Here is a 15,675-nt window from a genome sequence, read left to right as displayed (position 1 = left end):
CAAGGACTGTTTATGACTCAGCGACCGGGCAATCAATTGTTCGATGCCTACTTCACTGCCCGCGATATGCGCGAGGTGTTCTGCGATCAGGGCCGGGTGCAGGCGATGCTCGATTTCGAAGCGTCGCTGGCCCGGGCCGAGGCGCGGGTCGGGGTGATTCCGGCGTCCGCTGTCGCGCCGATTGCCGCCGCCTGCGACGCCGGTCTGTATGACTTCGCGGCGCTGGGCGAGGCGATTGCCACGGCCGGTAACTCGGCGATTCCACTGGTCAAGGCCTTGGGCAAGCAGATCGCCGCGCGCAGTGCCGAGGCCGAGCGCTATGTGCATCTTGGGGCTACCAGTCAGGACGTGATGGATTGCGGGCTGGTCCTGCAATTGCGGCAGGCACTGGAGCTGATTGAAAGCGATCTGGCAGCGCTCGCCGATTCGCTCGCCACCCAGGCCCAACGGCATGCGGCGACGCCATTGGCCGGGCGCACCTGGCTGCAGCACGCCACGCCGGTCACCCTCGGGATGAAGATTGCCGGATGGCTCGGCGCGGTGACCCGCAGCCGTCAGCGTCTGCGCGAACTCAAGCCACGGCTGCTGGTGCTGCAATTCGGCGGCGCTTCCGGCACCCTCGCGGCGCTCGGCGAGCAAGCGCTGCCGATCGCGCAGGCGCTGGCCGAAGAGCTGCAATTGGCCTTGCCTGAACAACCGTGGCACACCCAGCGTGATCGCATCGTCGAGTTCGGCGCGGTGCTTGGTTTGATCGCCGGCAGCCTCGGCAAACTCGGGCGCGACGTCAGTCTGTTGATGCAGACCGAAGCGGCGGAAGTGTTCGAACCGTCGGCGCCGGGCAAGGGCGGTTCGTCGACCATGCCGCACAAGCGTAATCCGGTAGGCGCGGCGGTGTTGATCGGCGCGGCGACCCGGGTCCCGGGGCTGGTCTCGACGCTGTTCAGCGCCATGCCGCAGGAGCACGAACGCAGCCTCGGTCTGTGGCATGCCGAATGGGAAACCCTGCCGGAGATCTGCTGCCTGGTGTCCGGTGCGCTGCAACAGGCGCGCCTGCTCGCCGATGGTCTGGAGGTCGATGCCGAACGCATGGCGCGCAATCTGCAATTGACCCAAGGCCTGGTGCTGGCCGAGGCGGTGAGCATCGTCCTCGCCCAGCGTGTCGGCCGCGACACCGCGCACCATTTGCTCGAACAATGCTGCAAACGCGCGGTGGCCGAACAGCGCCACCTGCGTGCGGTACTTGGTGACGAGCCGCAAGTGACCGCCGAACTGAGCAGCACCGAGCTGGATCATCTGCTCGACCCCGCGCATTACCTCGGCCAGGCGCAAACCTGGGTCGAGCGCGCGGTGGCCGAACACAACGCATTGTCTGTCTGAAAGGAGAGGGCTGTGGCTTTCGTTCAACTCGCCGATGGCGAACTGCATTACGTCATGGAAGGCCCGGTCGATGCGCCGGTGCTGGTGCTGTCCAATTCGCTGGGCACCAACCTGCACATGTGGGACGCGCAGATGCCGGCGTTCACCGAGCACTTCAGGGTGCTGCGTTTCGACACCCGTGGTCACGGTCAATCCCTGGTGACGCCGGGGCCGTACAGCATCGAGCAATTGGGCCACGATGTGCTCGGCTTGCTCGATGCGCTGCACATCGAGCGCGCACATTTCTGCGGATTGTCGATGGGCGGGTTGATCGGCCAGTGGCTGGGGATCAATGCCGGTCATCGTCTGCACAAACTGATCGTGTGCAACACCGCCGCGAAGATTGGCGATCCGTCGGTGTGGAATCCACGCATTGACACCGTGCTGCGTGATGGCCCGGCGGCGATGGTCGCCCTGCGTGATGCGTCGATTGCCCGTTGGTTCACCCCGGACTTTTCCGCGGCCAATCCGGCTGCAGCGAAGAAGATCACCGACATGCTCGCGGCCACTTCGCCTGAAGGTTATGCGGCCAATTGCGCGGCGGTGCGCGACGCCGATTTCCGCGAGCAGCTGGCGTCGATCAACCTGCCGCTGCTGGTGATTGCCGGCACCGAAGATGCGGTAACGCCACCGTCCGGTGGGCATTTCATTCAAGAGCATGTGCGCGGCGCCGAGTACGCCGAGTTCCATGCCGCGCACCTGTCCAACGTGCAGGCGGGTGCCGCATTCAGTGATCGTGTGTTGGCGTTTCTGAACGCTCAGTGAGGAAGTTTTTGTGGACGAGAAACAACGTTATGACGATGGCATGCAAGTACGCCGTGCGGTGCTGGGCGATGCGCATGTCGATCGCAGCCTGACCACGCTGACCGAGTTCAACTCGGAATTTCAGGAGATGATCACCCGTCACGCCTGGGGCGACATCTGGACCCGCCCGGGCCTGCCGCGGCATACCCGCAGCCTGATCACCATCGCCATGCTCATCGGGATGAACCGCGAAGGCGAACTGAAACTGCATTTGCGCGCAGCGGCGAACAATGGCGTAAGCCGGGGCGAGATCAAGGAAGTGATCATGCAGAGCGCGATTTATTGCGGGATTCCGGCGGCCAATGCGACGTTCCATCTGGCGGAGTCGGTGTGGGATGAGCTTGGGATTGAGTCTCGGGAGTAGGCATCAGAATCAACAGATCGCAGCCTGCGGCAGCTCCTACAGGGGAGTGCATTCCAATGTAGGAGCTGCCGCAGGCTGCGATCTGTTGATCTTCAAACCCTGACGACAATGAAAATCCGCTTGAACGGAAACAGCGTCTGCCCGTTTTTCTCCGGCGGATAATACTCATGCACGCGCATCAGGAAGTGATAGATAAACCGCGCCTGCTCCTGTGACGTCAGCGCCTGCATCACCGGTCGCAACGCCGAGACCTTTACCCAGTCGTACACCGGCGACTTGCCGTCCACCACTTGCAGTTGCTCGGTTTCCCAGATGTCCAGCGACGTGGTCAGCGGCGCCAGCAAGCGGTAGTAATCCTCCAATGCCAACAACGGCCGCGCGGCCATGCGCTGGCGCAACTCCGGTGTGCCGATGGGGGTGTGTCCCGGTCCGGCATCGTCGAGGGTGTCGAGCATCAGTCGATACCACAAGGCATCGCGCCAGTCCGGCATGTGTGCTGCCAGACAGCCACCGGGCTTGAGATGACCGAGCAGGCGCGGCAGCCGTTGTTGATGATCGCCAATGAAATGCAGCACCGCCGCCGCGAGCAGCAGGTCGGCGGGTTGCTCGGGGTGCCAGTCGAGCAAGTCGCACTCTTGCCATTGGGCGTTGATCGGCAGACATCGGGCCTGATCAAGCATCTGCCGTGAGCTGTCGACGCCCAGCAACTGCGCTCGCGGCCAGCGCTCGGCCAGCAACTGCGTGGCAATGCCGGTGCCGCAGCCCAGGTCATAAATGCGTTTGGGGTCGTGCAGATCGATACGGTCGAGCAATTCGTTGACCGGGCGCTGGCGTTGACGAGAAAACTGCTGGTAGGCCTTGGCGTCCCAGTCGGGTGTTGCGTTGAGACGAGTGATCATGAGGTGGTCCTCCGATGATCAGCAGTGTCTTCCGATGACAATCTGGCCAAATCTTGAGGACCAACAACTTTGGATAGCGGAAGCGGGGAGGGTGTGGCACCTGAGTCCTTCAGGTGTTTCCTACTCTACCCGAGGCTTAGTGAAGTGCCAAAGATCCTGACGGATGGCTCTCTGATATCTCTTTCCTATAGGAGCTGCCGCAGGCTGCGATCTTTTGATCTTAAAAAGCAAAAGATCGCAGCCTGCGGCAGCTCCTACAGGTAATCCGGGGCGATTTTCGAATCAGAGCAGGCTGATCGGATAGCTGATGATCAGGCGGTTCTCGTCGAACTCGTTGTTGCTGAAGTCGCGGCGCATGGTCGAGTTGCGCCAGCGCACGTTGAGGTCGCGCAGGGTACCGCTTTGCACGGTGTAGCCCAGTTCCGATTCGCGGCCCCATTCCTTGCCGTCGGTGATGGTTCCGGTGTGCACGTTGTCGCCGCTGATGTAGCGGTTCATCAGGGTCAGGCCGGGGATGCCCAGGGCGGCGAAGTTGTAGTCGTGGCGCACCTGCCAGGAACGTTCCTGGGCGTTGTCGTAGCTGGAGTTGTAACTGTCGTTGGCCAAGGTGCCGCCGCTGGTGCCGTTGACGCGCATCCAGGCGCTGTCGCCGGTGAGTTTTTGCAGGCCGACATAGAAGGTGTTGCCGCCGTAGCGGGCCGAGAACATCCCCGACCAGGTCTTGTTGTCGAGTTCGCCGGCGCGGGCGCTGCCGTCATCCTTGCCGTAGAAGAAGCCGAGGTTGGCGCCCAGCGTCCAGTCACCGAGTGGCTGGCTGTGAGTCAGATTGACGTATTGCTGGCTGTAAATGTCTTTGAGTTCGGCGTTCCACAGACCGATCTGTGTGCGTTTTTCGTTGAACTGGTATTCACCGCCCTGGAAGTTGAAACGATCAGAGGTGAACGCCGCTTTGCCGAACATCGACATGTCGCTCATGCTGCTGTCATCGCGCGGGCTGTTGGCGCGGAACTGGCCGCCGTAGAGGGTCAGGCCGTTGATCTCCTTCGAGGTGATCTGGCCACCACGGAAGGTTTGCGGCAGCGAACGACCGTCGTCCGAACGCAGGATCGGCAGCACTGGCATCCATTCGCCGACCTTGATTTCGGTCTGCGACAGCTTGGCCTTGAACGCGACGTTGGTGCGGCCGAAGTTGTCCGCCGGACGCCCGTCGTGATCCAGCGGCAGCAGTTGCGTGCCGCCGGTGCCTTTACCGCCATCGAGTTTTACCGAATACAGACCGAGCACGTCCATGCCGAAACCGACGGTGCCCTGGGTGAAACCGGATTTGGCGTCGAGGATGAAGTTCTGCGTCCATTCTTCGGCCTTGCCCTGCGCCTTGGTCGGGTTGGTGAAGTTACGGTTGATGTAGAAATTGCGCAGGTTCAGGTTGGCGCTGGCGCCCTCGATAAAACCGGCTTCTTCGGCTGCGGCGGGCAGGGCGGCGCCAGTCAGGGCCAGGGCGATCAGGCCGGGGAGTGCGTACGGCGCAGTGGGATGAGTCATCGCAGGGTCTCTTGTTATTTTTTTGGGGACGAACGGGTTCGCTGCCGCCACTTTGGGGCGAGCACGACATTGCAGATCAGGAATGGAGCGGCGGCGATCAGCCGGGCGGGGCAGGGCGCGGGAGCATGGTATCGAACCTGTTGTTATTGGTTTTGTGGAGCGAATGGTGCGGGGGGCGGATGTTTTGATTCAATTGGTAAAAGCGGGTTCTGGGCGATTATCGAACGCAAGATTCAGTTGGATTTCAGGGTGCCTGTGAAGGCCTCATCGCTGGCAAGCCAGCTCCCACAAGGATCTTCAGTGAACACATATTTTGCGGACCCCTGAAAACCTGTGGGAGCTGGCTTGCCAGCGATGGGGCCAGTGCCGGCACCTAAACTTTTCCTGAGGCAACAAAAAGCCCACCAATCGGTGGGCTCCTTGTATTCAACCGATGATCAGAACAGCTTCATCTTCGGTGCTTCTTCTTTCAGCGGTTCGTTCTGCGCGGTCTGCGCATTCCAGCCACCACCCAGGGCCTTGTACAGGTTGACCGCACTGGTCAGCTGCGCGAGGCGGTCGGTGATCAGTGCCTGTTGCGCGCTGAACAACTGACGCTGGGCGTCGAGGAAGGTCAGGTTGCTGTCGACACCGATGCGATAGCGACGCTCGGCCAGGCGGTAGTAATCCTGGTTGGCCGCGACGAAGTCACGCTGCGCTTGCAACTGCTCGGTGTAGGTCTGGCGGGCGGCCAGACCGTCGGCGACTTCCTGGAAGGCAGTCTGAATCGACTTCTCGTAGTTCGCCACGCCAATGTCCTTCTGGATCTTGGCGTAGTCGAGGCTGGCGCGCAGGCTGCCGGCGTTGAAGATCGGCAGGTTGATCTGCGGCTGGAACAGCCATGTGCCCGAACCACCTTTGAACAGACCGGACAGGTCCGGGCTCAGGCTGCCCGCATTGGCGGTCAGGCTGATGCTCGGGAAGAACGCTGCACGGGCGGCGCCGATGTTGGCGTTGGCCGCTTTCAGGTTGTACTCGGCTTGCAGGATGTCCGGACGACGTTGCAGCAGATCCGAAGGCAGGCCGGCCGGTACGTCGCTGAGCAGATCATCCGACAGCGGTTTGGCCGCTTGCAGATTGGCCGGGATGCCGGTGCCGAGCAGCAGGGTCAGGCTGTTCTCGTCCTGAGCCACCTGACGGGTGTACTTGGCCAGTTGTGCCCGGGCGTTTTCCACCGAGGTCCGCGACTGCGCCAGGTCCAGCGCCGAGGCCACACCGACTTCGTTGCTGCGGCTGGTCAGCTTGTAGCTTTCTTCGAAGGCACCGAGGGTGTCTTGCGTCAGCTTGAGCAGTTCCTTGTCGGCCTGCCAGGTCATGTAGGCGTTGGCCACACTGGCCACCAGACTGATCTGGGTGCTGCGACGCGCTTCTTCGGTGGCGAAGTATTGTTGCAGCGCTTGTTCGCTCAGGCTGCGCACCCGACCGAACAGGTCGAGTTCGTAGGCGCTGATGCCGACGGTCGCGGTGTAGGAGCTGCTGATGTTCGCTTCACCGGTCTGCGACGCACGGGCCGGAACCCGCTGACGACTGCCGCTGGCATTGGCCGAAACCGCCGGGAACAGATCCGCTCGCTGGATGCGGTATTGAGCCGCATAAGCGTCGATGTTCAGCGCCGCGACACGCAGGTCGCGGTTGTTTTCCAGTGCCACCTGGATCAGCTGCTGCAGGGCCGGATCATGGAAAAACTGCTTCCAGCCCTGCTCGGCAGCGGCTTGCGCCGGCGCCTGGGCCGGCGAATAGGCCGGCCCTTGCGGGTACTGACCTGCGACAGGAGCCTCAGGCTGCTGATAATCGGGGATCAGCGAGCAACCGCTCAGCACGAAGGCGGCGACTGCGATGGAGAGTAGCGACTTGCTCATTGGCCAGCCTCTTTAGGAGTTTCAGTCGTCTCGTCCGGATCGGCGATTTTGCGCTGGCCCATGGACGAAACCGTGACGAAGAACAGTGGGACCCAGAAGATCGCCAGGATCGTGGCCGTGAGCATACCGCCAATCACGCCGGTACCGATCGCATGCTGGCTACCCGAACCTGCACCCGTGGAGATCGCCAACGGTACTACACCGAGAACGAACGCCAGCGAGGTCATGATGATCGGTCGCAGACGCATGCGGCACGCTTCGATCGCCGCATCGCGCAGACTGCGTCCTTGCTCGTGCAGCTCTTTGGCGAACTCGACGATCAGAATGGCGTTTTTAGCCGCAAGACCGATGGTCGTCAACAGACCCACCTGGAAGTACACGTCGTTGGACAGCCCGCGCAGGCTGGTGGCCATCAGCGCGCCGATGATCCCCAGCGGTACCACGAGCATCACGGCGATCGGAATCGACCAGCTCTCGTACAGCGCCGCCAGACACAGGAACACCATCAGCAGCGACAGGGCATACAGCGCTGGCGCCTGCGAGCCGGACAGCCGTTCCTCATAGGACAGACCGGTCCAGGAGATACCGACACCGGCCGGCAGCTTCTTGGCAATCGCTTCGACTTCGGCCATCGCTTCGCCGGTGGAGTAACCCGGCGCCGGAGAACCGAGGATCTCCATCGCTTCCACACCGTTGTAGCGCGCCAGTTTCGGCGAACCGTAGATCCACTCGCCCTTGGCGAATGCGGAGAACGGCACCATGGTCCCGGCGCTGTTGCGCACGTACCACTTCTTCAGGTCTTCCGGGCTCATGCGAGCGCCAGCCTGACCTTGCACGTACACTTTTTTCACCCGACCGCGGTCGATGAAGTCGTTGACGTAGCTACTACCGAAGGAGATCGACAGCGTGCTGTTGATGTCGGAAATGCTCACGCCCAGGGCGCGGGCCTTCGCATCGTCGATTTCCAGGTGGTATTGCGGCTCATCGTTCAGACCGTTCGGACGCACCTGGTAGAGCACCTTGCTCTGTGCAGCCATGCCGAGGAACTGGTTACGCGCTTCCATCAGTTTTTCGTGACCGATACCGGCGCGGTCCTGCAGGAACACGTCGAAACCGGTGGCGTTACCCAGCTCCAGTACCGCTGGCGGGGCGAAGGCAAACACCATCGCGTCGCGGAAACTGAAGAAGTGCTGCTGGGCGCGCTGGGCCAGGGCAAACACGCTGTTGCTCGAATCACGCTCGTGCCACGGCTTGAGCATGATGAACGCCAGACCCGAGCTCTGCCCACGACCGGCGAAGTTGAAGCCGTTCACGGTGAACACCGAGGACACCGCTCCCGCTTCCTTCTCCAGCAGATACGAACGCATTTCGTCGATCACGACCTGGGTTCGTTCGGCACTGGAACCCGCCGGGGTTTGCACTTGGGCGAACAGTACGCCCTGGTCTTCTTCCGGCAGGAACGCAGTCGGAATGCGGGTGAACAGCCAGATCATGCCGACCACGATCAACAGGTAGGCCAACAGATACGGCGCCTTGCGCTGCAGGATGTTGCCGACGCCGCGCTCGTAGCTGCGCACGCTGCGGTCGAAGTTGCGGTTGAACCAGCCGAAGAAGCCTTTTTTCGGCGTGCCGTGCTCGCCTTTCGGGATGGCCTTGAGCATGGTCGCGCAGAGCGCCGGGGTGAAGATCAGCGCAACCAGCACCGACAGGGCCATGGCCGAGACGATGGTGATCGAGAACTGACGGTAGATCACACCGGTGGAACCGCTGAAGAACGCCATCGGCAGCAATACTGCCGACAGCACCAGGGCGATACCGACCAGAGCGCCCTGGATCTGCCCCATGGACTTCTTGGTCGCTTCTTTTGGTGACAGGCCTTCTTCGGCCATCACCCGCTCGACGTTTTCCACCACGACGATGGCGTCGTCCACCAGCAAGCCGATGGCCAATACCATACCGAACATGGTCAGGGTGTTGATGCTGAAACCGGCAGCCGCGAGGATGCCGAACGTGCCGAGCAATACCACCGGCACGGTCATCGTGGTGATGACGGTGGCGCGGAAGTTCTGCAGGAACAGGAACATCACCAGGAACACCAGCGCGATCGCCTCGACCAGGGTTTCAACCACACCCTTGATCGATTCGGTCACCACTGGCGTGGTGTCGTACGGGAACACCACTTCCATGCCTTGCGGGAAGAACGGCTTGAGTTCGTCAATCGTCTTGCGCAGCGCCTTGGCGGTGTCGAGGGCGTTGGCGCCGTTGGCCAGTTTGACCGCCAGACCGGACGACGGCTTGCCGTTGAACTGCGCCGAGATGGTCGAGTTTTCACCACCCAGGCCGACGTCGGCGACATCGCCAATGTGCACTTGCGAACCGTCCTGGTTGACCTTCAGCAGAATCGCCTTGAACTGCTCGGCAGTCTGCAGACGGGTCTTGCCGATGATCGTGGCGTTCAGTTGCTGGCCAGGCAGCGCCGGCAAGCCGCCGAGCTGACCGGAAGACACCTGAACGTTCTGCGCCGAGATCGCGCTGCTGACATCAGCCGGGGTCAGGTTGTACTTGTTCAACTTGGCCGGATCGAGCCAGATGCGCATCGCGTACTGGGCACCGAAGACCTGGAAGTCACCGACACCGGCAGTCCGCGAGATCGGATCCTGCATGTTCGACACGATGTAGTTGGACAGGTCGTCCTTTGTCATGCTGCCGTCACGCGATACCACGCCGATTACCAGCAGGAAGTTCTTCACTGCCTTGGTCACGCGGATACCCTGTTGCTGCACTTCCTGCGGCAGCAGCGGGGTCGCCAGGTTCAGCTTGTTCTGAACCTGAACCTGCGCGGTGTCGGAGTTGGTGCCTTGCTCGAAGGTCGCGGTGATGGTCATGCTGCCGTCGGAGTTACTTTCCGAAGACACATAACGCAAGTTGTCGATACCGTTGAGCTGTTGCTCGATCACCTGGACCACGGTGTCCTGAACCGTTTGTGCCGAAGCACCCGGGTAGGTCACGGAGATCGCGATGGCCGGAGGCGCAATGCTCGGGTATTGGTTGATTGGCAATTTCAGGATCGAGAGTGCCCCGACCAACATGATCACCAGGGCAATTACCCAGGCGAAAATCGGACGGTCGATAAAAAATTTCGACATGAGTTACTCCCCTTTGCCGCCAGCGGCTTTGTCAGCTGCCTGAGCGGGGGCCGGGTTCTTGGCTACGTTGGTCGCTTCGGTCGGGTTGACCTGGGCACCTGGGCGAACGTATTGCAGGCCTTCGGTGATCAGACGATCGCCGGCTTTCAGGCCATCTTCGATCAGCCACTGGCTGCCGACGGTGCGGCTGGCCTTGAGCTGACGCAGCTCGACCTTGTTGTCCGGGCCGACAACCAGTGCGGTCGGGGTGCCCTTGAGGTCACGGGTCACGCCTTGTTGCGGCGCCAGAATGGCCGCGGCGTTGACGCCGGCCTGCAACTGGGCGCGGACGAACATGCCGGGCAGCAGGGTGTGATCCGGGTTCGGGAACACGGCGCGCAGGGTCACGGAACCGGTCGTTGGATCAACCGACACTTCGGAGAATTCCAGTTTGCCGTCGAGCTTGTACTGGCTGCCGTCTTCCAGGGTCAACTTGACCGCTGCCGAGTTGTCGCCAGCCTTCTGCAGGCGACCGCTTTCCAGCTCGCGGCGCAGTTCCAGCAGTTCAACCGAGGACTGGGTGACGTCGACATAGATCGGGTCCAGTTGCTGGATCGTCGCCATCGCGTCGGCCTGACCATTGCTGACCAGCGCACCTTCGGTCACCGCAGAACGGCCAATACGACCGGAGATCGGCGCGTAGACCTTGGTGTATTTCACATTGATCTGCGCGCTTTGCAGCGACGCTTCCGATTCCATGCGGTTGGCGACGGCGGTGTCGTATTCCTGACGGCTCACGGCCTGCTCGTCGACCAGTTGCTTATAGCGGTCGGAGATCGACTTGGTCGAACGCAGATTGGCTTCGGCGCTTTTCAAGGTCGCTTCATAGACTGCCGGATCGATCTGGTACAGCTGCTGACCGGCTTTGACGTCGGCGCCTTCCTTGAACAGGCGCTTGAGAATGATGCCGTTGACCTGTGGCCGGACTTCAGCGATGCGGTACGCACTGGTGCGCCCCGGCAGTTCCGACGTGAGGGTGAACGCTTGTGGTTGCAGGGTGACGACGCCGACCTGAGGAGGCGGAGCGGCCGGGGCCGCTTCTTCCTTTTTACATCCGCTGAGCAGCGATGCCAGGGCGACGGCAGTGACCAGAGCGGTAACAGCTGGCTTGAATTGCATGAAGATCCTCGGGTCAGGCGCGCAAAATGCGCACAAGAAGTGTGGAAGGGTAAAAAAATCGGGTCGGGTGGATAAGTAGCTTGCTAAGGAATATACTTACGTTCATGGTTGTTTGTAAATAGCTTGGCGTCGTACCCACCCTGTTACAAAATGCGTCGCAAGGTTTGAAATTGTAGGCCGGGGAGCCGATTCGTGAGAAATCGGCCCCCTCTTTATTCAGCGGATATTCAGCCATCCCTGAAACATCCTGTTTGAGGTTTTACTGCCATGGTCCGTCGTACCAAAGAGGAAGCTCAGGAAACGCGCAGCCAGATTCTCGAAGCGGCCGAGAAAGCGTTTTATGAAAGGGGCGTGGCCCGCACGACCCTGGCGGATATCGCGACAATGGCCGGCGTTACGCGCGGTGCCATTTATTGGCACTTCAGCAACAAGGCCGATCTGGTGCAGGCGATGCTCGACAGCCTGCACGAACCGCTGGATGAATTGGCCAAGGCCAGCGAGAGCGAGGATGAACTCGATCCGCTGGGGTGCATGCGCAAGCTGTTGATCCATCTGTTCCATCAGGTTGCCCTGGATCCGAAGACCCGTCGCATTAACGAGATTCTGTTTCACAAGTGCGAATTCACCGATGAAATGTGCGATCTGCGCCAGCAGCGCCGCACGGCCAGTCTCGATTGCAATCTGCGCATCGGACTGACCCTGCGTAATGCGGTCAATCGCGGCCAGTTGCCGGAAGATCTCGACACTGCCCGCGCGGCCATCAGCATTCATGCGTATATCGATGGCCTCCTGTATGGATGGCTATTGGCGCCGGACAGCTTTGAGCTGCATGCCGAGGCCGAGCGTTGGGTCGATACAGGGTTGGATATGCTGCGCCTGAGCCCCAGCCTGCGCAAATGAAACAAAATGCGTAATTGACACAGGTTATGTCAATTGGCCTGCTTTTACAGACGCCCGAACCGCGAGTTTAAACGTAGCGAGCTACGGATTTTGTAGGGATTTTGTGTCGTCCCTGTGAACGAATGTTAGCTGCCCCGTACCGGACGCCCAAGAAAAAGCCCCCGGCTCTCACGAGTCGGGGGCTTTTGCGTTTCGGCTGCTTTGTACTGAATAACGTTTACAGCGTCGGGTAGTCGATGTAACCGACCGGGCCCTTGCCGTAGAACAGCTCTGGGCGCGGATCGTTCAGCGGGGCATCGGCCTTCAGGCGCGCCGGCAGGTCCGGGTTGGCAATGAACGGTACGCCGAACGCCACGGCGTCAGCCTTGCCTTCAGCCAGCCACGCATTGGCGCTGTCTTTGGTGAAACGCTCGTTGGCGATGTACGCACCGCCGAAAGCTTCTTTGAGCTGTGGACCGAGGCTGTCGGCGCCTTCTTTCTCGCGGGAGCAGATGAAGGCGATGCCACGTTTGCCCAGCTCGCGAGCCACATAAGTGAAGGTCTCGGCCAGATTGTCGTCGCCCATGTCGTGGGAGTCGGCGCGGGGTGCCAGGTGCACGCCGACACGGCCGGCGCCCCAGACGTCGATCGCCGCGTCAGTCACTTCCAGCAGCAGGCGCGCACGGTTCTCCAGGGAGCCGCCGTAGTTGTCGGTACGCTGGTTGGTGCTGCTTTGCAGGAACTGGTCGAGCAGGTAGCCGTTGGCGCCGTGGATTTCCACGCCATCGAAACCGGCGGCTTTGGCGTTCTCGGCGCCGGTACGGTAGGCGTCGACAATCTCGGCGATTTCAGCGGTTTCCAGCGCGCGCGGGGTCGGGTAGTCGGCCAGTGGGCGCACCAGACTGACGTGACCTTTGGGCTGGATGGCGCTCGGCGCGACCGGAGCTTCACCGTTGAGGTACGACGGGTGCGAGATGCGGCCGACGTGCCACAGTTGCAGAACGATCTTGCCGCCGGCAGCGTGCACCGCTTTGGTCACGTTGGTCCAGCCGCGCACCTGGTCGTTGGACCAGATGCCCGGGGTGTCCGGGTAGCCGACGCCCATCGGGGTGACCGAAGTGGCTTCGGACAGGATCAGGCCGGCAGAGGCGCGTTGCACGTAGTACTCGGCCATCAGCGCGTTCGGCACGCGGCCTTCATCAGCGCGGCAGCGGGTCAGCGGGGCCATGATGATGCGGTTGGACAACTCGAGGTCGCCCAGTTTGATCGGATCGAAAATAGTTGCCATGTGTACAACCCTCGTCAGTGAAGTGGTTAATCAGTGGGTAGCAGGGGCCAGGCCGGCATCGCCGTTCTGACGGAAAGTGATCAGGGTCACCAGCAGCGCGAGTACCGCCAGGGCTGCTGCGGCCAGGGGCACGCTGGTCAGGCCGAAACCGTGGGCGATAACGCTGCCGCCGACCCAGGCGCCCAAGGCGTTGCCGATGTTGAAAGCGCCGATGTTCAGGGTCGATACCAGATTCGGGGCCGCCTTGCCGAAGGTCACCACGTTGACTTGCAGCGCCGGGACGGCGGCAAACGAAGCGGTGGCCCAGAGGAACAGAGTGATCTCCGTCGGGATCAGCGCGACGCTGGTCCAGCTCAGCACGGTGGAAACCACCGCCATCGCCACGAACACGCCGATCAGGGTGGCGCCGAGACGCTTGTCTGCCAGCTTGCCGCCGATGATGTTGCCCACCGTCAGACCGAGGCCGATCAGCAGCAGGGTCCAGGTCACGCCTTTTGGCGAGACACCGGTGACATCACCGAGCAGCGGCGCGACGTAGGTGAAGAGGGTGAACATCGACGCGGCGAACAGTGCGGTCATGCTCAGCGACAGCCAGATGCCGGCGCCTTTGAGGGCGGCGAGTTCGGCGCGCATGTCGAGTTTTTCCTCGTCACGCTTGGCCGGCAGGAAGCGGATCAGACCGATCAGCGCCACGACACCAATCACGGTCACCGCCCAGAAGGTCGAACGCCAGCCGGCTTCCTGACCCAGCGCCGTGCCCAGTGGCACGCCGAGCACGTTGGCCAGGGTCAGGCCGGTGAACATCAGCGCCACCGCTGATGCGCGCTTGTTTGGCGCGACCAGCCCGGCAGCTACCACAGAACCGATACCGAAGAACGCACCGTGGCACAGCGCGGTGACGACACGGGCAAACATCAGCACGTTGTAGTCACTGGCGATGGCACACAGCAGGTTACCGACGATGAAAATCCCCATCAGCGCTACCAGTGCAGCCTTGCGTGGCAGTCTGGCGGTGGCCAGTGCCATGAACGGTGCACCGATGGCCACGCCCAGGGCGTAACCGGTCACCAGCCAGCCGGCGCCCGGGATCGACACACCGAGGTCGGTCGCCACATCGGGCAGCAGGCCCATGATGACGAACTCGGTGGTGCCGATGGCGAAGGCGCTCAAGGCCAGGATGAGTAGCGAGAGGGGCATTTGAATCAATTCCTTGTGGGAGCGCTGAGCTCTTTGACGATGGCGTCGAGGAACGCCTGGATCACGTCCTCGTTGCGTTTGAAGAAGTGCCACTGGCCGGCTTTCTGGCTGCTGATCAGGCCTGCGCGTTGCAGGGTCGCCAAGTGGGCGGAGACGGTCGACTGCGACAGGCCGCAGCGTTGATCGATCTGCCCGGCGCAGATGCCGTACTCGTGGTTATGAATCTGCTCAGGAAACTGGGCTTTGGGGTCTTTCAGCCAGATAAGGATGTCTCGCCGTACTGGGTGTGCCAGGGCTTTTATTATTTCGTCGAGGTCGAGGTTCATGGCTTTGTGCTCGTGATGTGTAGCGCTATATCGCGATGAGGCGAACTTTAAATCGGTATTTCGCGATATACCAATATGAATTTGATCTGACGACCGCATAAATCGGTATATCGGGTTATAACGATACGTGTGCTGTAACGATGAAAGCGCGCAGTGCTAAGCTGCGCCCATGAACTATCTCGCACATTTACACCTCGGAGGCCAGCTCCCCGAGCAATTACTCGGCAGTCTGTATGGCGATTTCGTCAAAGGACGCCTGCAAGGACAATTTGCGCCGCAGATCGAAGCGGCGATTCAGCTGCATCGGCGGATTGATGTGTTCACCGATCGCCACCCCGTGGTGGACATCGCCCTTGGGCGTTTCACCGAGACCCGGCGGCGCTACGCGGGGATTGTCCTCGATGTGTTTTTCGACCATTGCCTGGCGCGGGACTGGACGCTGTACGCCGATCAGCCGCTGGAGGACTTCACCCGCGACGTGTACCGGGTGCTGTCGAATGAACGGCAATTGCCCGAACGCCTGGCGAAGATCGCACCGCACATGGTTGCCAATGACTGGCTGGGTTCGTATCAGGCGTTTGAAGTGCTGGAGCAGGTGCTGCGCGGGATCTCCCGGCGCCTGACCCGGCCGGAGGAACTGGCGATGGCGATGCAGGAGTTGCGGCGTTTGTATGAGCCGCTGAGTGAGGATTTCCGGCTTTTTTATCCGCAGCTTCAGGATTTTGCGGCTTCACAGGGATAGGCAAGATCAAAAGATC

The 15,675-nt window shown here is 61.4% G+C and carries 13 protein-coding genes; 5 read left to right on the top strand and 8 right to left on the bottom strand.

All coding sequences use genetic code 11. The features are described 5' to 3' along the window. Positions 1-12 precede the first annotated feature (12 nt). From AB1J88_RS14195 to pcaC, 3 genes are read left to right on the top strand one after another with little or no spacing between them, the layout of a single operon-like run. The gene (locus tag AB1J88_RS14195; RefSeq protein WP_430291304.1) at positions 13-1,377 is read left to right on the top strand and encodes a 3-carboxy-cis,cis-muconate cycloisomerase; all 1,365 of its coding nucleotides are present in this window, start codon (positions 13-15) and stop codon (positions 1,375-1,377) included. A 12-nt stretch (positions 1,378-1,389) separates the two neighbouring features. Continuing rightward, the gene (pcaD, locus tag AB1J88_RS14190; RefSeq protein WP_430291303.1) at positions 1,390-2,181 is read left to right on the top strand and encodes a 3-oxoadipate enol-lactonase; all 792 of its coding nucleotides are present in this window, start codon (positions 1,390-1,392) and stop codon (positions 2,179-2,181) included. A 10-nt stretch (positions 2,182-2,191) separates the two neighbouring features. Continuing rightward, the gene (pcaC, locus tag AB1J88_RS14185) at positions 2,192-2,584 is read left to right on the top strand and encodes a 4-carboxymuconolactone decarboxylase (RefSeq protein WP_041070503.1); all 393 of its coding nucleotides are present in this window, start codon (positions 2,192-2,194) and stop codon (positions 2,582-2,584) included. Positions 2,585-2,676: 92 nt separating this feature from the next. Here the strand turns inward: pcaC and AB1J88_RS14180 are convergent, their stop codons facing one another. The 5 genes from AB1J88_RS14180 to emhA all read right to left on the bottom strand — a co-directional run bounded on the left by AB1J88_RS14180 (position 2,677) and on the right by emhA (position 11,227). Further along, a complete protein-coding gene (locus AB1J88_RS14180; RefSeq protein WP_222016094.1) occupies positions 2,677-3,483 on the bottom strand; it encodes a methyltransferase domain-containing protein in 807 nt (268 codons plus the stop codon). Positions 3,484-3,765: 282 nt separating this feature from the next. Next, on the bottom strand, positions 3,766-5,025 hold the full coding sequence (locus tag AB1J88_RS14175) for an OprD family porin (RefSeq protein ID WP_430291302.1): 1,260 nt from the start codon (positions 5,023-5,025) through the stop codon (positions 3,766-3,768). Positions 5,026-5,462: 437 nt separating this feature from the next. Next, positions 5,463-6,923, bottom strand: coding sequence for an efflux RND transporter outer membrane subunit EmhC (gene emhC, locus AB1J88_RS14170; RefSeq protein WP_108181911.1), 1,461 nt, complete (start codon positions 6,921-6,923; stop codon positions 5,463-5,465). After that, positions 6,920-10,069 (bottom strand): efflux RND transporter permease subunit EmhB, encoded by a 3,150-nt coding sequence (emhB, locus tag AB1J88_RS14165; protein WP_086792071.1) that lies wholly within the window; start codon positions 10,067-10,069, stop codon positions 6,920-6,922. The genes emhC and emhB overlap by 4 nt, the downstream gene beginning before the upstream one ends. 3 nt (positions 10,070-10,072) lie before the next feature. Further along, positions 10,073-11,227 carry an efflux RND transporter periplasmic adaptor subunit EmhA gene (gene emhA / locus AB1J88_RS14160; protein WP_041070493.1) on the bottom strand — a complete coding sequence of 385 codons (1,155 nt, stop codon included), beginning with the start codon at positions 11,225-11,227 and terminating at the stop codon, positions 10,073-10,075. A gap of 267 nt (positions 11,228-11,494) precedes the next feature. Between emhA and emhR the strand changes: the two genes are divergently transcribed. Next, entirely contained in the window at positions 11,495-12,127 is a 633-nt protein-coding gene (gene emhR, locus AB1J88_RS14155; protein ID WP_008080104.1) for an efflux system transcriptional repressor EmhR, read from the top strand. A 217-nt stretch (positions 12,128-12,344) separates the two neighbouring features. Here the strand turns inward: emhR and AB1J88_RS14150 are convergent, their stop codons facing one another. From AB1J88_RS14150 to AB1J88_RS14140, 3 genes are read right to left on the bottom strand one after another with little or no spacing between them, the layout of a single operon-like run. Then, positions 12,345-13,394, bottom strand: a complete 1,050-nt coding sequence (locus AB1J88_RS14150) for an alkene reductase (protein ID WP_108181913.1) — start codon at positions 13,392-13,394, stop codon at positions 12,345-12,347. A 30-nt stretch (positions 13,395-13,424) separates the two neighbouring features. Continuing rightward, positions 13,425-14,591, bottom strand: coding sequence for an MFS transporter (locus AB1J88_RS14145; protein ID WP_145593390.1), 1,167 nt, complete (start codon positions 14,589-14,591; stop codon positions 13,425-13,427). A gap of 5 nt (positions 14,592-14,596) precedes the next feature. Next, positions 14,597-14,917, bottom strand: coding sequence for an ArsR/SmtB family transcription factor (locus tag AB1J88_RS14140; protein WP_003222436.1), 321 nt, complete (start codon positions 14,915-14,917; stop codon positions 14,597-14,599). Between the two features lie 169 nt (positions 14,918-15,086). On the opposite strand from AB1J88_RS14140, the gene AB1J88_RS14135 reads away from it, so the two are divergent. After that, positions 15,087-15,659 (top strand): ACP phosphodiesterase, encoded by a 573-nt coding sequence (locus tag AB1J88_RS14135; protein WP_430291301.1) that lies wholly within the window; start codon positions 15,087-15,089, stop codon positions 15,657-15,659. Positions 15,660-15,675: the final 16 nt, after the last annotated feature.

The organism is Pseudomonas sp. S8 (assembly GCF_050473925.1).
Taxonomy (GTDB): domain Bacteria; phylum Pseudomonadota; class Gammaproteobacteria; order Pseudomonadales; family Pseudomonadaceae; genus Aquipseudomonas; species Aquipseudomonas parakoreensis.
The sequence above is the reverse complement of the archived record's forward strand: the minus strand, read 5'-3'. Positions and strand labels throughout refer to the sequence as shown.

What these genes read in the sequence shown, in the direction of transcription:
- AB1J88_RS14195 (WP_430291304.1), top strand. Translation starts at nt 13, where the DNA reads ATGACTCAGCGACCGGGCAATCAATTGTTCGATGCCTACTTCACTGCC.
- AB1J88_RS14180 (WP_222016094.1), bottom strand. Translation starts at nt 3,483, where the DNA reads ATGATCACTCGTCTCAACGCAACACCCGACTGGGACGCCAAGGCCTAC.
- AB1J88_RS14175 (WP_430291302.1), bottom strand. Translation starts at nt 5,025, where the DNA reads ATGACTCATCCCACTGCGCCGTACGCACTCCCCGGCCTGATCGCCCTG.
- emhC (WP_108181911.1), bottom strand. Translation starts at nt 6,923, where the DNA reads ATGAGCAAGTCGCTACTCTCCATCGCAGTCGCCGCCTTCGTGCTGAGC.
- emhB (WP_086792071.1), bottom strand. Translation starts at nt 10,069, where the DNA reads ATGTCGAAATTTTTTATCGACCGTCCGATTTTCGCCTGGGTAATTGCC.
- emhA (WP_041070493.1), bottom strand. Translation starts at nt 11,227, where the DNA reads ATGCAATTCAAGCCAGCTGTTACCGCTCTGGTCACTGCCGTCGCCCTG.
- emhR (WP_008080104.1), top strand. Translation starts at nt 11,495, where the DNA reads ATGGTCCGTCGTACCAAAGAGGAAGCTCAGGAAACGCGCAGCCAGATT.
- AB1J88_RS14150 (WP_108181913.1), bottom strand. Translation starts at nt 13,394, where the DNA reads ATGGCAACTATTTTCGATCCGATCAAACTGGGCGACCTCGAGTTGTCC.
- AB1J88_RS14145 (WP_145593390.1), bottom strand. Translation starts at nt 14,591, where the DNA reads ATGCCCCTCTCGCTACTCATCCTGGCCTTGAGCGCCTTCGCCATCGGC.
- AB1J88_RS14140 (WP_003222436.1), bottom strand. Translation starts at nt 14,917, where the DNA reads ATGAACCTCGACCTCGACGAAATAATAAAAGCCCTGGCACACCCAGTA.
- AB1J88_RS14135 (WP_430291301.1), top strand. Translation starts at nt 15,087, where the DNA reads ATGAACTATCTCGCACATTTACACCTCGGAGGCCAGCTCCCCGAGCAA.